We start from the raw sequence: 14,954 nt of genomic DNA, 5'->3' as shown, positions 1-14,954 counted from the left end.
GGGGCGTGATTACGTAACCGCGTTACTGCCTGGGCGCCTCGTGCCCGCGCGCTTCGCCACGCCGTGCCCGGTTCATCTCCCCCTGCCAGCCGACCGCGCGCAGCAGCGCGTAGCCGTGCTCGGTAATGCGCGGGCACCAGCGGTCGGCCGCGCATTCCTGCAGCGACACGAGGCCGCGTTCGAGCAGTGCCTCCAGGTCCACGGGATCGAGTTCCAGCCGGTCCTGCACATCGTGGACCAGCAGCAAGGTGGCAAATTCGTGGGGGCTTAACATCGCCATCTCCTGGGGTTGAACATCCTGATTGCTCGGCCTGCCTGGGGCAGCACCGCCGACGGAAAGACAGCGCCAGGCGGCATGGGTTCAGGTGTTTCTTCCGATTTTTTCCCGCCCACCGCGCTGCGTCCGCGATCCCTTCGTTGTACGTCGGTTTTGCGTCTGTTTTGTGTCAGCCTGATCTCCGCGCCTTGCGTGCACGCGCTGCTTTTACGCCCGTTTAGCGTGCATTCCGCACCCGCTTTGTGCCTTTTCGGCCCCACCCTTGTGCATGCGAAAAAAGCCGGGAAAACAGGCTTCAGTCAGCGTTCAGCCGGCCGATACAAGACGCATGCAAGCGATTTTTTGGGATCTTCGTGGCCACTTTTCTCTCCCCCGCCGTGCGCCTGATGGCGCGCCTCACCATCACCCGCAAGCTGCTGTTGCTAGCCATCCTGTTCCTGATCCCGCTTGGCGGTTCGCTCTATGCGGTGCTGAGCCTGTCGGTACAGTCGATCCGTGCCTCGCAGGACGAACTGAGCGGCCTTGCCATCGTCGACCGCGCGCTCGATTTCATGCGCGAGACGCAGGTCCGTCGCGGCGCGGCCAATGCCGTGCTCGCTGGCAACGCGGCGTTTCGCGCGACGTTTGACGGTGCCGATGCGAAGGCAGCCGCACACCTTGGCGAGCTGGTGAAGCAAGCCGGCGAGGCCACGCGCTTCGATGTCATGCCTGATGCACGCAAGCTGGAGCAGTCGTGGCAAGGCATGCATGAAACGGGCCTGAAGGTCACAGCCGGCGCGCTGTTCGACATGCACAGCGCGCTGGTCAAGCAGACGCGGCTGTTTATCGGCGATGTGGCGGACCGCTCGTCGCTCGCGCTCGATCCCGACAGCGGCTCGTACTACCTGGTGACGCTGATGGTGGGGCAGATGCCCAAGCTGGCCGAACTGAGCGCGCTGGCGCGCGGCAGGGGCGCGGCCATCATCAGCCAGGGCGGATACGCTGACGCGGCGCAGCAAGCCGAGCTGGCCGCGCTGGGCGAGCAGATCCAGGACGGGCTGGAATCCGTGCGGCGTGATATCGAGCGCGTGATGCGCGGCGCCCCGGCGTATCGCCCGCGGGTGCAAGACGCGCTCGCGCAACTGGCCGCGATGGATGCCTTCCACCGCACGCTGAAGGAAAAGATGCTCGGCAGCGGCGGCATCGCCATCGAGGCCAAGCCCTATTTTGACGAGGCGACGGCGGCCATCAACGCGGTCTCCTCAGTCAACAAGGCGTTTTCGGGGATTGCCCGCGACATGCTGGCGCAGCGCATCGCGGCCGAGATGCTGGAGCTCGAGGTGCTGGCCGGGGTCGCCCTGCTGGCCGTGGGCGCGGCGTTCTACCTGTTCGCCGGCTTTAGCCACGGCATGCGCGCCGACGTGCGGCAGGTGGCCAGCATGGTGGGCCGTATCAACGCCGGCGACCTGGCCATCACGCTGGAGGTGCGCGGCAGCGACGAGCTGAGCCACGTCAAGCGGCACCTGCTGTCGCTGGTGGAGACCTGGCGTGCGCTGATCGGCGATACCAAGGTCGGCGCGCAGAACGTGCTGGTGGCCGCCGGCGAGATCGCGCAAGGCAACCTGGACCTGTCGCAGCGCACGGAGGAGCAGGCCTCGTCGTTGCAGCAGACGGCCGCCAGCATGGAGCAGCTCACCGCGATCGTGCGGCAGAACGCCAGCAGCGCGGACCAGGCCAGCGCGCTGGCGGGCGAGGCCTGCGACATCGCCGTGGCCGGCGGGACCTCGGTGGGCCGCGTGCTGCGGACCATGGGCGAGATCGAGGCCGATTCCAAGCGCATCGTCGACATCATCGCGGTGATCGACGGCATCGCGTTCCAGACCAACATCCTGGCGCTCAACGCCGCGGTGGAAGCGGCGCGCGCCGGCGAGTACGGGCGCGGCTTTGCCGTGGTGGCCACCGAGGTGCGCACCCTGGCGCAGCGCGCCGGCAGCTCCGCCAAGGAGATCCGCACGCTGATCTCGCAATCGGTGCAGCGGGTCGAGGCCGGCTCGGCGCTGGCGGGGGATGCCACCGCCACCATGGACAGCATCGTTGCCGCGGTCAAGCGCGTGACAGTGATGATGGACGAGATCAGCCGCGCGTCGCAAGAGCAGAGCAGCGGCATTGCCCAGGTCAACCAGGCCGTAACGCAGATGGATCAGGTCACGCAGCAGAACGCGGCGCTGGTCGAGCAGGCCGCCGCCGCAGCCGATGCGCTCAAGGAGCAAGCGCAGCGCATGGAGCGTTCGGTGGCGGTGTTCCGGCTGGATCCGGCGGTTGCCGCTTAGGCGGCGTGCGCCGTCGCGCTCAGCGACGGTTGGCGATCCAGATGCCGGCCACGATGGCGCCCAGCCCGGCCGCGTGATACCAGCGCGGCCAGTCGCCCAGCAGCGCGGAAGACATCAGCGCGGCAAAGACGGGCGTGAGCGTGAAGAAGAACACCGGCAGCTGCGCGCCGGCGCGGGCTATCGCACGGTCCCAGGCAAAGTAGGCCAGCAGCGAGGGGATTGTTGCCACATACACCAGGATGCCGAGCGCCTTGCCGTTCCAGTGAATCGGCACGCTTCCCGACAGCAGCTCCCACGCGACGAACGGCACGCAGGCCGCCACGCCCGCCACGATCTGCGCAAACAGCAGCACGGCCAGCGGCAAATCCGGGCGCTTCTTGCGCAGCAGCCAGGTGTAGGCGCTCCAGGTGATGGTGCCCGCCAGCATGAACAGGTCGCCGGCCACGAAATCCAGCTGGGCCAGCCGCGCGGGATCCCCGCGCAGCATCACCACGCCCACGCCGGCCAGGCATAGCAGGGCGCCCGCCACATGCCAGCCGCGCACCCGCTCGCGGAAGAACAGCGCGCCGATGATCAGCAGGAAGATCGGGGCGGAAGCGCCGATCAGCGTCACGTTGATCGGCGACGACGTGGTCAGCGCCAGGTACTGCATGGCGTTGTAGACCGAGACGGAGAGCATGCCCATGGCGGCGATCACCCCGGCATGCTGGCGCAGCGCGGCGGCATGCTCGCGCACGCCTCGCCAGACATAGGGCGCGAGCAGCAGCCCGGCCAGCGCCCACCGGGCAAAGTTCAGCGTGATCGGCGGGATGGCGCCGGCGGCGTAGTGGCCGACGATGGCGTTGCCGGCCCAGCTCAGCGGAGGGAATGTCAGCAGGCCAAGCGTGCCCCAGTCAAGCCGGGTGCGGCCGGTGGCGGAAGTGGTCATCGGAGGGTTGTCGTCCTGTTCGTATTTTTGTTGTTGTTCTTCTTGTTGTTCTGTTTGTTTTGTTCGTTTTGTTTTCTGCCGGCATTATGCCGCAGGCGTGAATTGCAAACGATTGTGACCGGCGTGCTGTTGGCGGATGCGTTGCGCTAGGCTTCCCACCATCCGGATACGAACTGTTACATAGCGCTGTGTTTTCGCTGTCAACACGCGCTGCCACCGGGCCGTTTTTACAGGCAACGCGCAAGTTGCGCGCCTCACCTGGAGATAGACATGAAGAAGGTACTCGCCATCCTGACCCTCGGACTCTTCGCCGCTGGTGCTTTCGCCCAGGCACCGGCAGCCGACGCCCCCAAGGCGCCTGCCAAGGTCGAAAAGAGCGCGCACAAGAGCAAGACACACAGCAGCGCCAAGCATACCAAGCCGGCAACGCCGGCCAAGTCCGCCGCGCAGTAATGCGCGGGTTCAGGGTGCGCTCCGCTGGGGGCGCACCCCTTTTCCTTTTCTCCTGACGCCATGCACCTGATCTGGACCATTCTTATCGGCTTCGTCGCCGGGCTCGTAGCGCGCGCCATTACCCCGGGCAACGGCCCTAGCGGGTTCTTCCTCACGGCCGCGCTTGGCATTGGCGGCGCGTTGGCAGCCACCTTTCTCGGGCAGGCCCTGCACTGGTATCGCCCGGGGCAGTCGGCAGGCTTTATCGGCGCCGTGGTGGGCGCGGTGATCCTGTTGCTGGCCTATCACCTGATCAGCAAGAAGAGCTAGTATCCAGGCCCCGAGCCGCCGATGGCGATACGCCAACAGCAAGAGCCTAGAACCAAGCACCAAGCAGCAGCCCCCCGCAACGCAGATCACGGACCCCGATCATGAGCCTGATGGACTTTTTGCAGAACGCAGCCTCCGCCCTGGGCGGCAATCCCGAGCAGCAGGTGGACCACATCGCGCAGAACGCCCCGGAGGGCGCGCTTGGCCAGTTGCTGGCCGGCGCTTTCCATTCAGATCAGACGCCGGCCTTCGGCAATATGGTGGGGGAGTTGTTCGGCCAGTCCAGCGGTGCGCAGCAGGCTGGCATGCTCAACCAGTTGCTGGCAACGCTTGGGCCGGCGGTGTTGTCCGGGGCGGCAGGCGGCGCGCTGGGCAATCTGCTGCAGCCCGGCGCGACCCAGGTCACGCCCGAGCAGGCCAGCCAGCTGAGCCCGGCGCAAGTGCAGGAGATTGCCACCCACGCCGAGCAGGTCCATCCGGGCATCGTCGACCAGATCGCCGGCTTCTACGCGCAGCACCCCACGCTGGTCAAGACCATCGGGAGCGCCGCGCTGGCCATTGCGCTGGCCAAGTTCAAGGAACACCAGCAGGGCTGAGTGCCCGGGCTGGCATGGGCTCGAAGGCCTTGCCGTGGCGCCCCGCGACTTTAGCGCGGGGCGGTGTGCCTACGGCAGTTCCACCTGCAGCCGCGCCAGCGTGCCCAGCAGTGTTTCGTCATCGGGCGAGAGGTGAGTCGCCATCGCAAACGCGGCGCGCGCCTCGTCCTTGCGATTCAGTTGCCACAGCGCTTCGCCCTTGTGCACCAGGCCTTCCACGCGCGCGCCCAGGTTGCCCTCGGTGCCCTCGCCAAAAGCGGCCAGCGATTGCTCCATGTAGCCGAGCGCCTGCTCGGGCTGGCCCAGGCGGAACAGTGCCCAGCCTTTGCTGTCGAGGATAAACGGGTCGTCCGGCGAGTGAACCAGCGCCTCGTCGATCATCGCCATGCCGCGCCCGACCATCCAGTTCGCATCGACCAGCGCATAGCCAACCCCGTTCAGGTTCTCCTTGGCAAGCGGCGCCAGGCCAAGCGCGATATCCAGCTGCCTGTCGTCCCGGCCGGCAATCGCCAGGTCGATCAGCTTGCGCCGCACGCGCGCCTGGAAATCCGCACTGATGTCTTCCTTGCCGGCCTCGTAGCTGGCCAGCATCTGCCGGAACACGGCCGCCGGCCCGGCGCTGGCGGGCAGGGCGGCGATGGTCTCGGACTGGCGCTTGCACCAGTCATACTGGGCCGGTTCCATACTGCCAAACTCATAGTCCAGGCTGATCGTCCGGGCCTTGTGGCTTTGCGCATAGTAGGTATAGCCGCGGCTATCCGTCCTGTTGCAGAACAGGAAACCGTCCTTGAGGTCGAGCACATAGGGCAGGCCGCCCATGGGATGGTTGCTGGTCTCGCCGCGCAGCAAGAACGACTCCCCGAAATCCCCTTCGCCGATGATCGGGTTGAGGATCCACTTGTCCTTTGGATAGCGCTTAGGCAGCCGCACCGACACGGTATTGCCCTGCTTGTCGGTGACGCCGAAGATCACACTGTCCTGCTCGTTCGGCTTCGGCGTGACGCCTGCGATCCGATGGCCCGGCAGGAACAAGCGGTAGCGGGCCTCGGGCAGGGGCCGGGCGGTAGCCGGATCGCGCAGCACGAACCGGTGCACCTGCGCGCCTTCGCCGAGCGTGCCCGGCTGGCGGTAGTCACGCGCCAGGGTCACGGCGGGAATGGTTGCCACAGCCAACAGGACTGCGCCCTTCAGGTAAAGCGTCTTGCTTCTCATCGTTTTGGTATTCAAGTTGAATTGGATTCGGGCGTTCAGGCGCCCATGCCTTTCTTGGCCGGCAGCTTCAGTGTGGCTTGTCCGCCCAGAGTTACCGTGGCCGGACCATCTGTTTTTTTTTTGCGGCACTGCCCAGGATGGCCGAGGGGGAAGGGGGCGGAAACGGGGGGCTTCCAGTGGTCTCGCATGCAGTGCAATCGCCCGATATTCCGGCGGTTGGTGATTTTAGCGTTTTTTTTGTTTGCGGCAGGAAAAGGCGACATTGCCCCCCCGAAAGACCTCAAAACCCCAGTACCCCAAAAGCCCAAAACCTATCCAAACACCTCCCGGATCATCCCCCCAATCTCATGCCGCCGAGCCACCGGCATCCGCGAAGCCGTAGACACAATACTGATCGCCGCTTCCCCGGCAAAGGGCAAAGCGAACGCATACCCCACCCCCGCCACGCCCCCCGCGCCGGCCAGCGCATACCCCAGCTTGCGGCTGCGCTCCACACCGCGCTGCAGCTTGAGCAGGCTAAGCCCGCTCCCCTCGTACTCAGCCCGATGCCGCGCATAGTGCGCGACGATTTCCTCATCTTCGAGCTTGGCCAGCAGCGCCATGCTGGCGGTCCCCTGGCCCAGCAGCCGGGTGCTCCCGTTGAGCAGGTGGAAATGCTGCACGCGGTGGCTGCCTTCCTCGGCATGCATGCAGTAACCATGGTCGCCGATGCGCACGATCAGGAACACCGTATCGCCGGTCTTGCGCGCCAGCGCCTTCATGCGCGTGGCGCAGGCGCTGGCCAGCGGCGAGCGGTTCATGGTGCGCAGGCCCAGCGCCATGGCTGCCATGCCCAGCCGGAAGCGCTTGCCTGGCTCGTCCTGCACGGCGAATCCCGCGTGGGTGAGGTAGCGCAGCATGCGGTGGGCCGTGGTGCGGTCGATGCCGGTCTGTGCCACCAGTTGCGGCAGGGTCAGGCCTGACTCGTGGTGTTCGGCCAGCAGGCAGAGCAGGGTAAACGCGCGCTCCAGGCTCTGCACGCCGGGGATGGCTGGAGACGGCGGGGGCGGCGGGGACGAGGGCGTAGGCAGGGCGGGCACAGGCAGCATCCGGAGGTGCGTCAAAGACGAGTTTGTGCACATTATGCACAAATCACCAGGTTGCGCTTGTCGTGCCACCGCGGGTGGTTTGGAATCGATGCATTCCTTGTCCAACGCCCAGCGCCATGCTTCCCATCGAGTCCCGGATCGATCCCGCCAGTCCCGCCTTCGCCAGCCAGCGCGCCGGCATGCAAGCCCTGATCGAGCGGCTGCGCGCGCTGGAGCAGCGCGCCGTCGCTGCTTCCGAGCGTGCCCGCCCGTCCTTCGCCAGGCGTGGCGCGCTGCTGCCGCGCGAGCGCCTGGCGCGCTTGCTCGATCCCGCTACGGCTTTCTTGCCGATCGCCAACCTGGCGGGTTACGGCATGGATGATCCCGATCACGACACCGCCATCCCCGGCGGCTCGCTGGTGGCCGGCATCGGTTTTGTCCGCGGCGTGCGCGCGATGGTGGTGGCGACCGATTCCGGCATCGATGCCGGCGCCATGACCGAGGGCGGCAACCTCAAGCTGATGCGCTGCCAGGAGATAGCCCTGGAAAACCGCCTGCCGTTCATCCACCTGGTGGAGTCGGCCGGCGCCAACCTGCGCAAGTATCGCGTGGACAAGTTCGTGCGCGGCGGCGGCATCTTCTACAACCTGGCGCGCCTGTCCGCTGCCGGGCTGCCGGTGATCACGGTGGTGCACGGCTCGTCCACCGCAGGTGGGGCTTACATGCCGGGCCTGTCCGACTACGTGGTGATGGTGCGCGGCCGCGCCCGTGCCTTCCTGGCCGGGCCGCCGCTGCTCAAGGCCGCCACCGGCGAGATCGCCACCGACGAGGAGCTTGGCGGCGCCGACCTGCACGCCACCGTCAGCGGCCTGGCGGAATTCCTGGCCGAGGACGACGAGCATGCCATCGCGCTGGCGCGCGACGTGGTGGCCAGCCTGGACTGGCCGGGCGTGGCGCCGCGCCTGCCCCAGCCGGCGCAGCCGCCGCGGCTGGACGCGGGCGAGCTCGATGGCGTCATGACGCTGGATGTGAAGAAGCCCGTGGACATGCTGGAGATCATCGGCCGGCTCACCGACGATTCCGCGTGGCTTGCGTTCAAGCCTGACTATGGCACGGCCACCGTCTGCGGCCGTGGCCGCATCGAGGGCCATGCCGTGGGCTTTATCAGCAATAACGGCCCGATCGACCCGGCGGGCGCGACCAAGGCCGCGCAGTTCATCCAGGCCTGCAACCAGAGCGGCACGCCCATCGTGTTCCTGCAGAACACCACCGGCTTTATCGTCGGCCGCGCCTCGGAAGAGGCCGGCATGATCAAGCATGGCGCCAAGATGATCCAGGCGCTGTCGAACTCCACGGTGCCGCAGGTCACGATCTACTGCGGCGCATCGTTTGGCGCGGGCAACTTCGGCATGTGCGGCCGCGGCTTCCGCCCGCGCTTTTGCTTCTCGTGGCCCAACGCGCGCACCGCGGTGATGGGCGGCGAGCAGGCCGCCATGACGCTGGAGATCGTGGCGCGCCAGCAGGCCGAGCGCAAGGGCGCGGCGGTGGACGAAGCGCGCCTGGCGCAGCAGACCGGCGAGATCGTCGCCAACTTCGAGCGCCAGGCCAGCGCCTTCGTCACCAGCGGGCTGTTGCTGGACGACGGCGTGATCGACCCGCGCGACACCCGCGCCGTACTGGCCTTCGTGCTGGCTACCGCCCGCGAGGCCGAAGCGCGCACGCCGCGTGCCATGCAATTTGGCGTGGCGCGGTTCTGATCGCCGCGCCGCGAACACACGGACAAGAAAACCGGAGACCACCAACATGCTATACACCGAAGACCATCGCAGCATCATGGACAGCATCCGCCGCTTCGTGTCGGCCGAGATCGATCCGCACGTCGACGAGTGGGAAGCCGCGGAGATCTTCCCCGCGCACGCGTTGTTCAAGCGGATGGGCGAGCTCGGCTTCCTTGGCATCACCAAGCCGGTGGAGTACGGCGGCCTTGGCCTTGATTTTTCCTACGCGGTGGCCGCCGCCGAGGCCCTGGGCTATGTGCATGCGCAGGGCATCGGCATGGCGGTGGGCGTGCAGACCGACATGGCTACGCCGGCGCTGACGGCCTTCGGCTCCGATGCGCTCAAGCGCGAGTTCCTGGCCCCGGCCATCGCCGGCGAGGCGGTGGCGGCGATCGGTGTGTCGGAGGCTGGTGCCGGCTCCGATGTGGCATCGCTCAAGACCCGCGCGCGCCGCGATGGCGACGACTACGTGATCAGCGGCTCCAAGATGTGGATCACCAACGGCACCCAGGCCGACTGGATCTGCCTGTTGTGCAATACCTCCGATGGCCCGGTGCACAAGAACAAGTCGTTGATCATCGTGCCGCTCAAGCAAGGCGGCAAGCGCACCCCCGGGGTCGAGGTGCAGAAGATCAAGAAGTTCGGCATGTGGTGCTCGGACACCGCGCAGATCTTCTTTGACGAGGTGCGGGTGCCGGCGCGCAACCGCATCGGCGAAGAGGGCATGGGCTTTATCTACCAGATGAAGCAGTTCCAGGAAGAACGCCTGAACGGCGCGGCGCGCCGGCTCGCCTGCAACGCGCTGATCGAGGAAACCGCCGACTACCTGCTCCAGCGCACCGCCTTTGGCAAGCCCTTGCTGGACAACCAGTTCATCCAGTTCAAGCTGGCCGAGCTCAAGACCGAGATGGAGGCCCTGCGCGCGCTGGTCTACATGGCGACCAAGACCTATATCGATGGCGGCGACGTGGTGGAGCTGGCGTCCATGGCCAAGCTCAAGGCCGGGCGGCTGTCGCGCGAGGTGGCCGACTGGTGCATGCAGTTCCAGGGCGGCATGGGCTACACGTGGGACAACCACGCCTCGCGCGCGTACCGCGATTTCCGGCTCGGCTCCATCGGCGGCGGCGCCGACGAGGTGATGCTGACCGTGATCGCCAGGCAGATGGGGCTGATGGCAAAGGGCTGAACGCCCGCCATTGCCTGTTGTTCCAAGTCTTCACATCCATCCAGCCATGACCAACGCAGTCAATACAGATGCCGGCAATCTTGCCAATCTCGCCAATGACGCCCACGCCGTGATCGTGCGTGATGTCCAGGGCGTGCTGTTCGTCACCCTCAACGTGCCCGCCACGCGCAACGCGCTTGCGCCTGAAGTGGTCGCCGCGCTGGCGCGCGCCGTGGAGCGCGCCGAGACCGACACCACGGTGCGCGCGCTGGTGCTGCGCGGCGCCGGCGGCGTCTTCTGCGCGGGCGGCAACGTCGGCAATTTCAAGGCGAGGCTGGACGCGGGCGAAGCGCCGCAGGATCCGGTGGCGAGCCGCAACCGCGAGTTCGGCTACTTCATGCAGCGCCTGGCCGCGCTCCCCGTGCCCGTGGTGGCGGCGGTGGAGGGCGCGGCCATGGGCGGCGGCATGGGACTGAGCTGCGCCGCCGATATCGTGCTGGCCACGCGCGACGCGCGTTTTGCCCTGTCGGAAACGTCGCTGGGCATCATTGCCGCACAGATCGCGCCCTTCGTGGTGGCGCGCATCGGCGCGGCGGCCACGCGGCGACTCGGCTTGTCCGGTGAGCGCGTCAACGGCGACTCGGCGCTGGCGCTGGGGCTGGCCGATGCGCTGGCCGACGACAGCGCCGCCCTCGATGCGCTGCTGGCTGAGTGGCTCACGCGCATCTGCCGCTGCGGGCCGCAAGCCAACCGCGCCTTCAAGCCGCTGGTGGCGCGCACCGGACAGGTTGCGCAGGGCGCCTTGCTGGACGAGGCCTCGCACCTGTTCGCCCAATGCATGCGCAGCGAAGGCGCCGAAGGCATCCAGGCTTTTCGCGACAAGCGCGATGCCGCGTGGGTGGTGCGCTTTGACGCCGCCGCCGTGCGCGCGGCGCAGGCCACGCAGGGCTGAACGCACACAAACCAATCCAGATACTCCGCACCCCGAGACGCCTCATGTCCGCTACCAGCCGACCCTTCCACACCTTGCTCGTCGCCAATCGCGGCGAGATCGCCATGCGCATCATGCGCACGGCGCGCCGCCTTGGCCTTGCCACCGTGGCGGTCTACTCCGAGGCCGATCGCCATGGCCCGCACGTGGCGTACGCCGACCGGGCGGTGCGCATCGGCGACGCCGCGCCACGCGCGTCCTACCTGAACATCGCGGCCATCATCGAGGCGGCGCGCCGCAGCGGCGCGGATGCGGTGCATCCCGGCTACGGCTTCCTGGCGGAGAACGCAGAGTTCGCCGACGCGGTGGCGCAGGCGGGCCTGGTCTTCGTCGGCCCGCCCGCCGCCGCCATCCGCGCCATGGGCAACAAAGCCGAGGCCAAGCGCCTGATGCTGGCCGCGGACATGCCCTGCATCCCCGGCTACCAGGGCGAGGCGCAGGATGACGCCGCGCTGCTGCAGGCCGCCGCGCCGATCGGCTTTCCGCTGATGGTGAAGGCCGCGGCCGGCGGCGGCGGCCGCGGCATGCGCCTGGTGCACGACGTCCATGCCTTGCCCGGCGCGCTGGCAAGCGCGCGCTCGGAGGCGATGGCCGCCTTCGGCTCCGGCCAGCTGATCCTGGAGCGCGCGGTGATCGCGCCGCGCCACGTGGAGATCCAGGTCTTTGCCGATACGCAGGGCCATGTGATCCACCTGGGCGAGCGCGACTGCTCGGTGCAGCGCCGCCATCAGAAGGTGGTCGAGGAGGCGCCGTCCCCGGCGGTATCGCCCGCGCTGCGCGAGCGCATGGGCGGCGCGGCGGTGCGCGCCGCGCAGGCCATTGGCTACGTGGGCGCGGGCACCATGGAGTTCCTGCTCGATGGCGATGGCAATTTCTACTTCATGGAGATGAACACGCGCCTGCAGGTGGAGCACGCCGTGACCGAAGCCATCACCGGCTTCGACCTGGTCGAATGGCAACTGCGCGTGGCAGCCGGCGAGCCGCTGCCGGTCACGCAGGAGCAGGTCGCGCTGCGCGGCCACGCCATCGAGGTGCGGCTGACCGCCGAGGACGTGGCCGCCGGCTTCCTGCCGCAAGGCGGCCCGGTGCTGCGCTGGCGCGCGCCGGGCGCGGGGCACGATGTGCGGGTGGATCATGCGCTGCAGGAGGGCGGGGAGATCCCGGTTCACTACGATTCGATGGTGGCCAAGCTGGTGACCCATGGCGCCACCCGGGAGGAAGCACGCCGCAAGCTGCTGCGCGCGGTGGAGCAGACGGTGCTGCTGGGCGTGGCCAGCAACCAGGGCTTTCTTGCCGATTGCCTGGCGCACGAGGCCTTTGCGGGCAACCAGGTGCATACGGGCTTCGTCGATACGCATATGCAGGCGGCGCTGCGGACAACGCAGCCCGCGGCGGCGCAGGTGGCCTGCGCGGCGCTGGCCGCCGCCGGGCTGCTGGCGGCATCGGAGTGCCCCGCACTGGTGGCGCCGGCTTGCAGCCTGGGCTTGCAGGCGGGAGAGCAGCAGTGGCGCGTGGATCTGCGTGCCGTCGCGCAAGGCTGGGAGGTGGCGGTGCGCGGGGGTGAGGGTGAGGGTGAGGGTGAGGGTGAGGGTGATGGCACGTCCGCCGAGATCGTCAGCGTGCGCGTGCTGCGCGCCGACCTGGAACAAGGCAGCGCGCTGGTGGAGTGCAACGGCATGGCGTTGCCGCTGGTGTTCGCCACCGGGGGCGATGCCGTGCATCTGTTCAGCGCGGGCCGCGCATGGCGCTTCGCGCGCCTGGACCCGCGCCAGAAAAAGCGCAACCCCGGCGACGCCGGGCGCGCCGGCGAGCTGCTGGCGCCGCTGACCGCGCGCATCGTGGCCGTGAAGGCGGCAGCGGGCGAGGCGGTGCTGGCGGGCCAGGTGCTGGTGGTGCTGGAGGCCATGAAGATGGAGCACGCCATCGTCGCGCCGTTCGACGGCGTGATCGCGCAGCTGCATGCCCGGGAGGGCGGGCAGGCGCGCGCGGGTAGTTTGCTGGTGAAGGTCGACGCAGGCGAGCAAGCATGAGCACCACAATCGGCACAACCCATATGGCACGCACCGTGCGCATAGGCGGCGCTTCCGGCTTCTGGGGCGATTCCGCCATCGCCACGCCGCAACTGCTGGCCGTTCCGGGCCTGCAATACCTGGTCTATGACTACCTGGCCGAGACCACCATGTCGATCCTGGCGCGTGCCCGCGCCAAGGACCCCGCGCTGGGCTACGCCACGGACTTCGTGCAGGCCGCGATGGCGCCGCACCTCGGCCAGATCCTGGCGCGCGGCATCCGCGTGATTGCCAATGCCGGCGGCCTCAACCCCCAGGCCTGCCGCGACGCGGTGATGGCCGCCGCCGCGCGGCAAGGGCTGGCGCCCAGGGTGGCGGTGGTCAGCGGCGACGACGTGATGCCTGCCTTCGAGGGCTGGCGCGCGGCGGGCCTCACCGATCTCCATACCGGCGCCGCGCCGCCCGTCGAGCTGATGTCCGCCAACGCCTACACCGGCGCGCAAGGCATCGCCCGCGCGCTGGCGATGGGCGCCGATATCGTCATCACGGGCCGTTGCGTGGACAGTGCCGTGGTGGTCGGCGCGCTGGCCCATGAGTTTGGCTGGCAATGGCACGACTGGGACCGGCTCGCCGCCGGCACGCTGGCCGGCCACGTGATCGAGTGCGGCGCGCAGGCCACCGGCGGGTTGTTTACCGACTGGCAGCGCGTGCCGGACTGGGACCGCATCGGCTACCCGGTGATCGACTGCGCGCAGGACGGCAGCTTCGTGCTCTCCAAGCCCGAGGGCACCGGCGGCCTGGTCGATCCCGCCGCCGTGGCGGAGCAGGTGTTGTATGAGGTGGGCGACCCTGGCAACTACCTGATGCCTGATGTTACCTGCGACTTCCGCATGGTACGCACCGAGTTGCTGGCCCCTGGGCAGGTGCGCGTGCACGGCGCCCGTGGCCGCGCCCCCGGCGCGAGCTACAAGGCCAACGGCACCTGGCAGGACGGCTACCAGCTCAGCCTGATGATGGCGATCCGCGGCATCGACGCACCCGCCAAGGCTCGCCGCACCGCCGACGCGCTGCTGGCGCGCACCCGCGCCATGCTGGCCGCCAACGGCTTGGCGGACTACAGCGGCACCGTGGTGGAACTGCTCGGCTGCGAGTCGCAATATGGCCCGCATGCCCGCGCCTTGCCCACGCGCGAGGTGGTGCTGCGCATCGGCGCGCGCCATGCGCAGGCCAAGGCGCTGCGCTTCCTGCAGCGCGAAGGCTCGTCGGCGGGCACCTCGATGGCCGCCGGCACCCGCTCATCCTTTGCCGGCCGCGTCGATATCCAGCCGGTGGTCAAGGTGTTCTCTTTCCTGGTGCCGAAGGCGCAAGTACGGATGCAGGTCGCGCTGGACGGCCAGACGCAGGCGCTTGACTGCGCCGCCGCCGTGGGCGAGCTGACGGCGCCGGCCCCGCTGGCGGCTGCGCCCGCCATTCCTGACACTCCCGCCATTCCCGGCGGGCCGCGCGTCACCGTGCCGCTGGTCACGCTGGCCTACGCACGCAGCGGCGACAAGGGCGACGACGAGAACATCGGCGTGATCGCCCGCCAGCCGTCATACCTGCCGCTGCTGCGCGAGCAGCTCACCCCTAGCGCGGTGCGCGGGTATTTTGCGCATCTGGTCGAGGGCGACGTGGAGTGCTTCGAGGTGCCGGGCTTGCACGCCCTTAACTTCCTGCTGCACCGCGCGCTGGGTGGCGGGGGCGTGGCCAGCCTGCGTTCCGACCCGCTCGGCAAGAGCTACGCGCAAATGCTGCTCGATTTTCCGCTCACGGTGCCGCAAGACTGGGCGTAGACCCGCGGCTGCCATTCCATGGCATCGG

13 protein-coding genes are annotated in these 14,954 nt (G+C 68.3%); 9 read left to right on the top strand and 4 right to left on the bottom strand.

Annotated features, from left to right (window positions below):
- Positions 1–22: 22 nt before the first annotated feature.
- The gene (locus tag RR42_RS32790; protein WP_043356117.1) at positions 23–274 is read right to left on the bottom strand and encodes a hypothetical protein; all 252 of its coding nucleotides are present in this window, start codon (positions 272–274) and stop codon (positions 23–25) included.
- 356 nt (positions 275–630) lie between these two features.
- On the opposite strand from RR42_RS32790, the gene RR42_RS32785 reads away from it, so the two are divergent.
- Positions 631–2,586 carry a methyl-accepting chemotaxis protein gene (locus RR42_RS32785; protein ID WP_330218530.1) on the top strand — a complete coding sequence of 652 codons (1,956 nt, stop codon included), beginning with the start codon at positions 631–633 and terminating at the stop codon, positions 2,584–2,586.
- A gap of 19 nt (positions 2,587–2,605) precedes the next feature.
- Here RR42_RS32785 and RR42_RS32780 read toward each other — a convergent pair whose 3' ends face one another.
- The gene (locus RR42_RS32780; RefSeq protein WP_043356116.1) at positions 2,606–3,514 is read right to left on the bottom strand and encodes a DMT family transporter; all 909 of its coding nucleotides are present in this window, start codon (positions 3,512–3,514) and stop codon (positions 2,606–2,608) included.
- A gap of 270 nt (positions 3,515–3,784) precedes the next feature.
- Here RR42_RS32780 and RR42_RS32775 point away from each other — a divergent pair, with 270 nt between their 5' ends.
- From RR42_RS32775 to RR42_RS32765, 3 genes are all read left to right on the top strand, one after another.
- Positions 3,785–3,967, top strand: a complete 183-nt coding sequence (locus tag RR42_RS32775; protein ID WP_043356115.1) for a hypothetical protein — start codon at positions 3,785–3,787, stop codon at positions 3,965–3,967.
- Positions 3,968–4,027: 60 nt separating this feature from the next.
- Positions 4,028–4,276, top strand: a complete 249-nt coding sequence (locus RR42_RS32770; RefSeq protein ID WP_017230370.1) for a GlsB/YeaQ/YmgE family stress response membrane protein — start codon at positions 4,028–4,030, stop codon at positions 4,274–4,276.
- Between the two features lie 101 nt (positions 4,277–4,377).
- Positions 4,378–4,872, top strand: coding sequence for a hypothetical protein (locus tag RR42_RS32765; RefSeq protein WP_043356113.1), 495 nt, complete (start codon positions 4,378–4,380; stop codon positions 4,870–4,872).
- A 69-nt stretch (positions 4,873–4,941) separates the two neighbouring features.
- Here the strand turns inward: RR42_RS32765 and RR42_RS32760 are convergent, their stop codons facing one another.
- The gene (locus tag RR42_RS32760) at positions 4,942–6,084 is read right to left on the bottom strand and encodes a tetratricopeptide repeat protein (RefSeq protein WP_052495126.1); all 1,143 of its coding nucleotides are present in this window, start codon (positions 6,082–6,084) and stop codon (positions 4,942–4,944) included.
- Between the two features lie 311 nt (positions 6,085–6,395).
- Positions 6,396–7,163, bottom strand: a complete 768-nt coding sequence (locus RR42_RS32755) for a helix-turn-helix domain-containing protein (RefSeq protein WP_082055318.1) — start codon at positions 7,161–7,163, stop codon at positions 6,396–6,398.
- A 125-nt stretch (positions 7,164–7,288) separates the two neighbouring features.
- On the opposite strand from RR42_RS32755, the gene RR42_RS32750 reads away from it, so the two are divergent.
- The 5 genes from RR42_RS32750 to RR42_RS32730 are packed head-to-tail and all read left to right on the top strand — an operon-like array spanning position 7,289 to position 14,926.
- Positions 7,289–8,908 (top strand): acyl-CoA carboxylase subunit beta, encoded by a 1,620-nt coding sequence (locus RR42_RS32750; RefSeq protein WP_043356111.1) that lies wholly within the window; start codon positions 7,289–7,291, stop codon positions 8,906–8,908.
- 46 nt (positions 8,909–8,954) lie between these two features.
- Positions 8,955–10,115 (top strand): acyl-CoA dehydrogenase family protein, encoded by a 1,161-nt coding sequence (locus RR42_RS32745; protein ID WP_043356109.1) that lies wholly within the window; start codon positions 8,955–8,957, stop codon positions 10,113–10,115.
- A 46-nt stretch (positions 10,116–10,161) separates the two neighbouring features.
- Positions 10,162–11,046, top strand: coding sequence for an enoyl-CoA hydratase/isomerase family protein (locus RR42_RS32740; protein WP_052495124.1), 885 nt, complete (start codon positions 10,162–10,164; stop codon positions 11,044–11,046).
- A gap of 44 nt (positions 11,047–11,090) precedes the next feature.
- Positions 11,091–13,115, top strand: coding sequence for an acetyl/propionyl/methylcrotonyl-CoA carboxylase subunit alpha (locus RR42_RS32735; RefSeq protein ID WP_043356108.1), 2,025 nt, complete (start codon positions 11,091–11,093; stop codon positions 13,113–13,115).
- Positions 13,112–14,926, top strand: a complete 1,815-nt coding sequence (locus tag RR42_RS32730) for an acyclic terpene utilization AtuA family protein (RefSeq protein ID WP_236702097.1) — start codon at positions 13,112–13,114, stop codon at positions 14,924–14,926. Before RR42_RS32735 ends, RR42_RS32730 begins: the two co-directional genes overlap by 4 nt.
- Positions 14,927–14,954: the final 28 nt, after the last annotated feature.

It is taken from the genome of Cupriavidus basilensis (genome assembly GCF_000832305.1).
Taxonomy (GTDB): Bacteria; Pseudomonadota; Gammaproteobacteria; order Burkholderiales; family Burkholderiaceae; genus Cupriavidus; species Cupriavidus basilensis_F.
The sequence above is the reverse complement of the archived record's forward strand: the minus strand, read 5'-3'. Positions and strand labels throughout refer to the sequence as shown.

Bases quoted from the DNA above. Each gene is read 5' to 3' on its own strand.
- RR42_RS32750 (WP_043356111.1), top strand. From the start codon at position 7,289: ATGCTTCCCATCGAGTCCCGGATCGATCCCGCCAGTCCCGCCTTCGCC.
- RR42_RS32775 (WP_043356115.1), top strand. From the start codon at position 3,785: ATGAAGAAGGTACTCGCCATCCTGACCCTCGGACTCTTCGCCGCTGGT.
- RR42_RS32765 (WP_043356113.1), top strand. From the start codon at position 4,378: ATGAGCCTGATGGACTTTTTGCAGAACGCAGCCTCCGCCCTGGGCGGC.
- RR42_RS32740 (WP_052495124.1), top strand. From the start codon at position 10,162: ATGACCAACGCAGTCAATACAGATGCCGGCAATCTTGCCAATCTCGCC.
- RR42_RS32735 (WP_043356108.1), top strand. From the start codon at position 11,091: ATGTCCGCTACCAGCCGACCCTTCCACACCTTGCTCGTCGCCAATCGC.
- RR42_RS32790 (WP_043356117.1), bottom strand. From the start codon at position 274: ATGTTAAGCCCCCACGAATTTGCCACCTTGCTGCTGGTCCACGATGTG.
- RR42_RS32730 (WP_236702097.1), top strand. From the start codon at position 13,112: ATGAGCACCACAATCGGCACAACCCATATGGCACGCACCGTGCGCATA.
- RR42_RS32770 (WP_017230370.1), top strand. From the start codon at position 4,028: ATGCACCTGATCTGGACCATTCTTATCGGCTTCGTCGCCGGGCTCGTA.
- RR42_RS32780 (WP_043356116.1), bottom strand. From the start codon at position 3,514: ATGACCACTTCCGCCACCGGCCGCACCCGGCTTGACTGGGGCACGCTT.
- RR42_RS32760 (WP_052495126.1), bottom strand. From the start codon at position 6,084: ATGAGAAGCAAGACGCTTTACCTGAAGGGCGCAGTCCTGTTGGCTGTG.
- RR42_RS32745 (WP_043356109.1), top strand. From the start codon at position 8,955: ATGCTATACACCGAAGACCATCGCAGCATCATGGACAGCATCCGCCGC.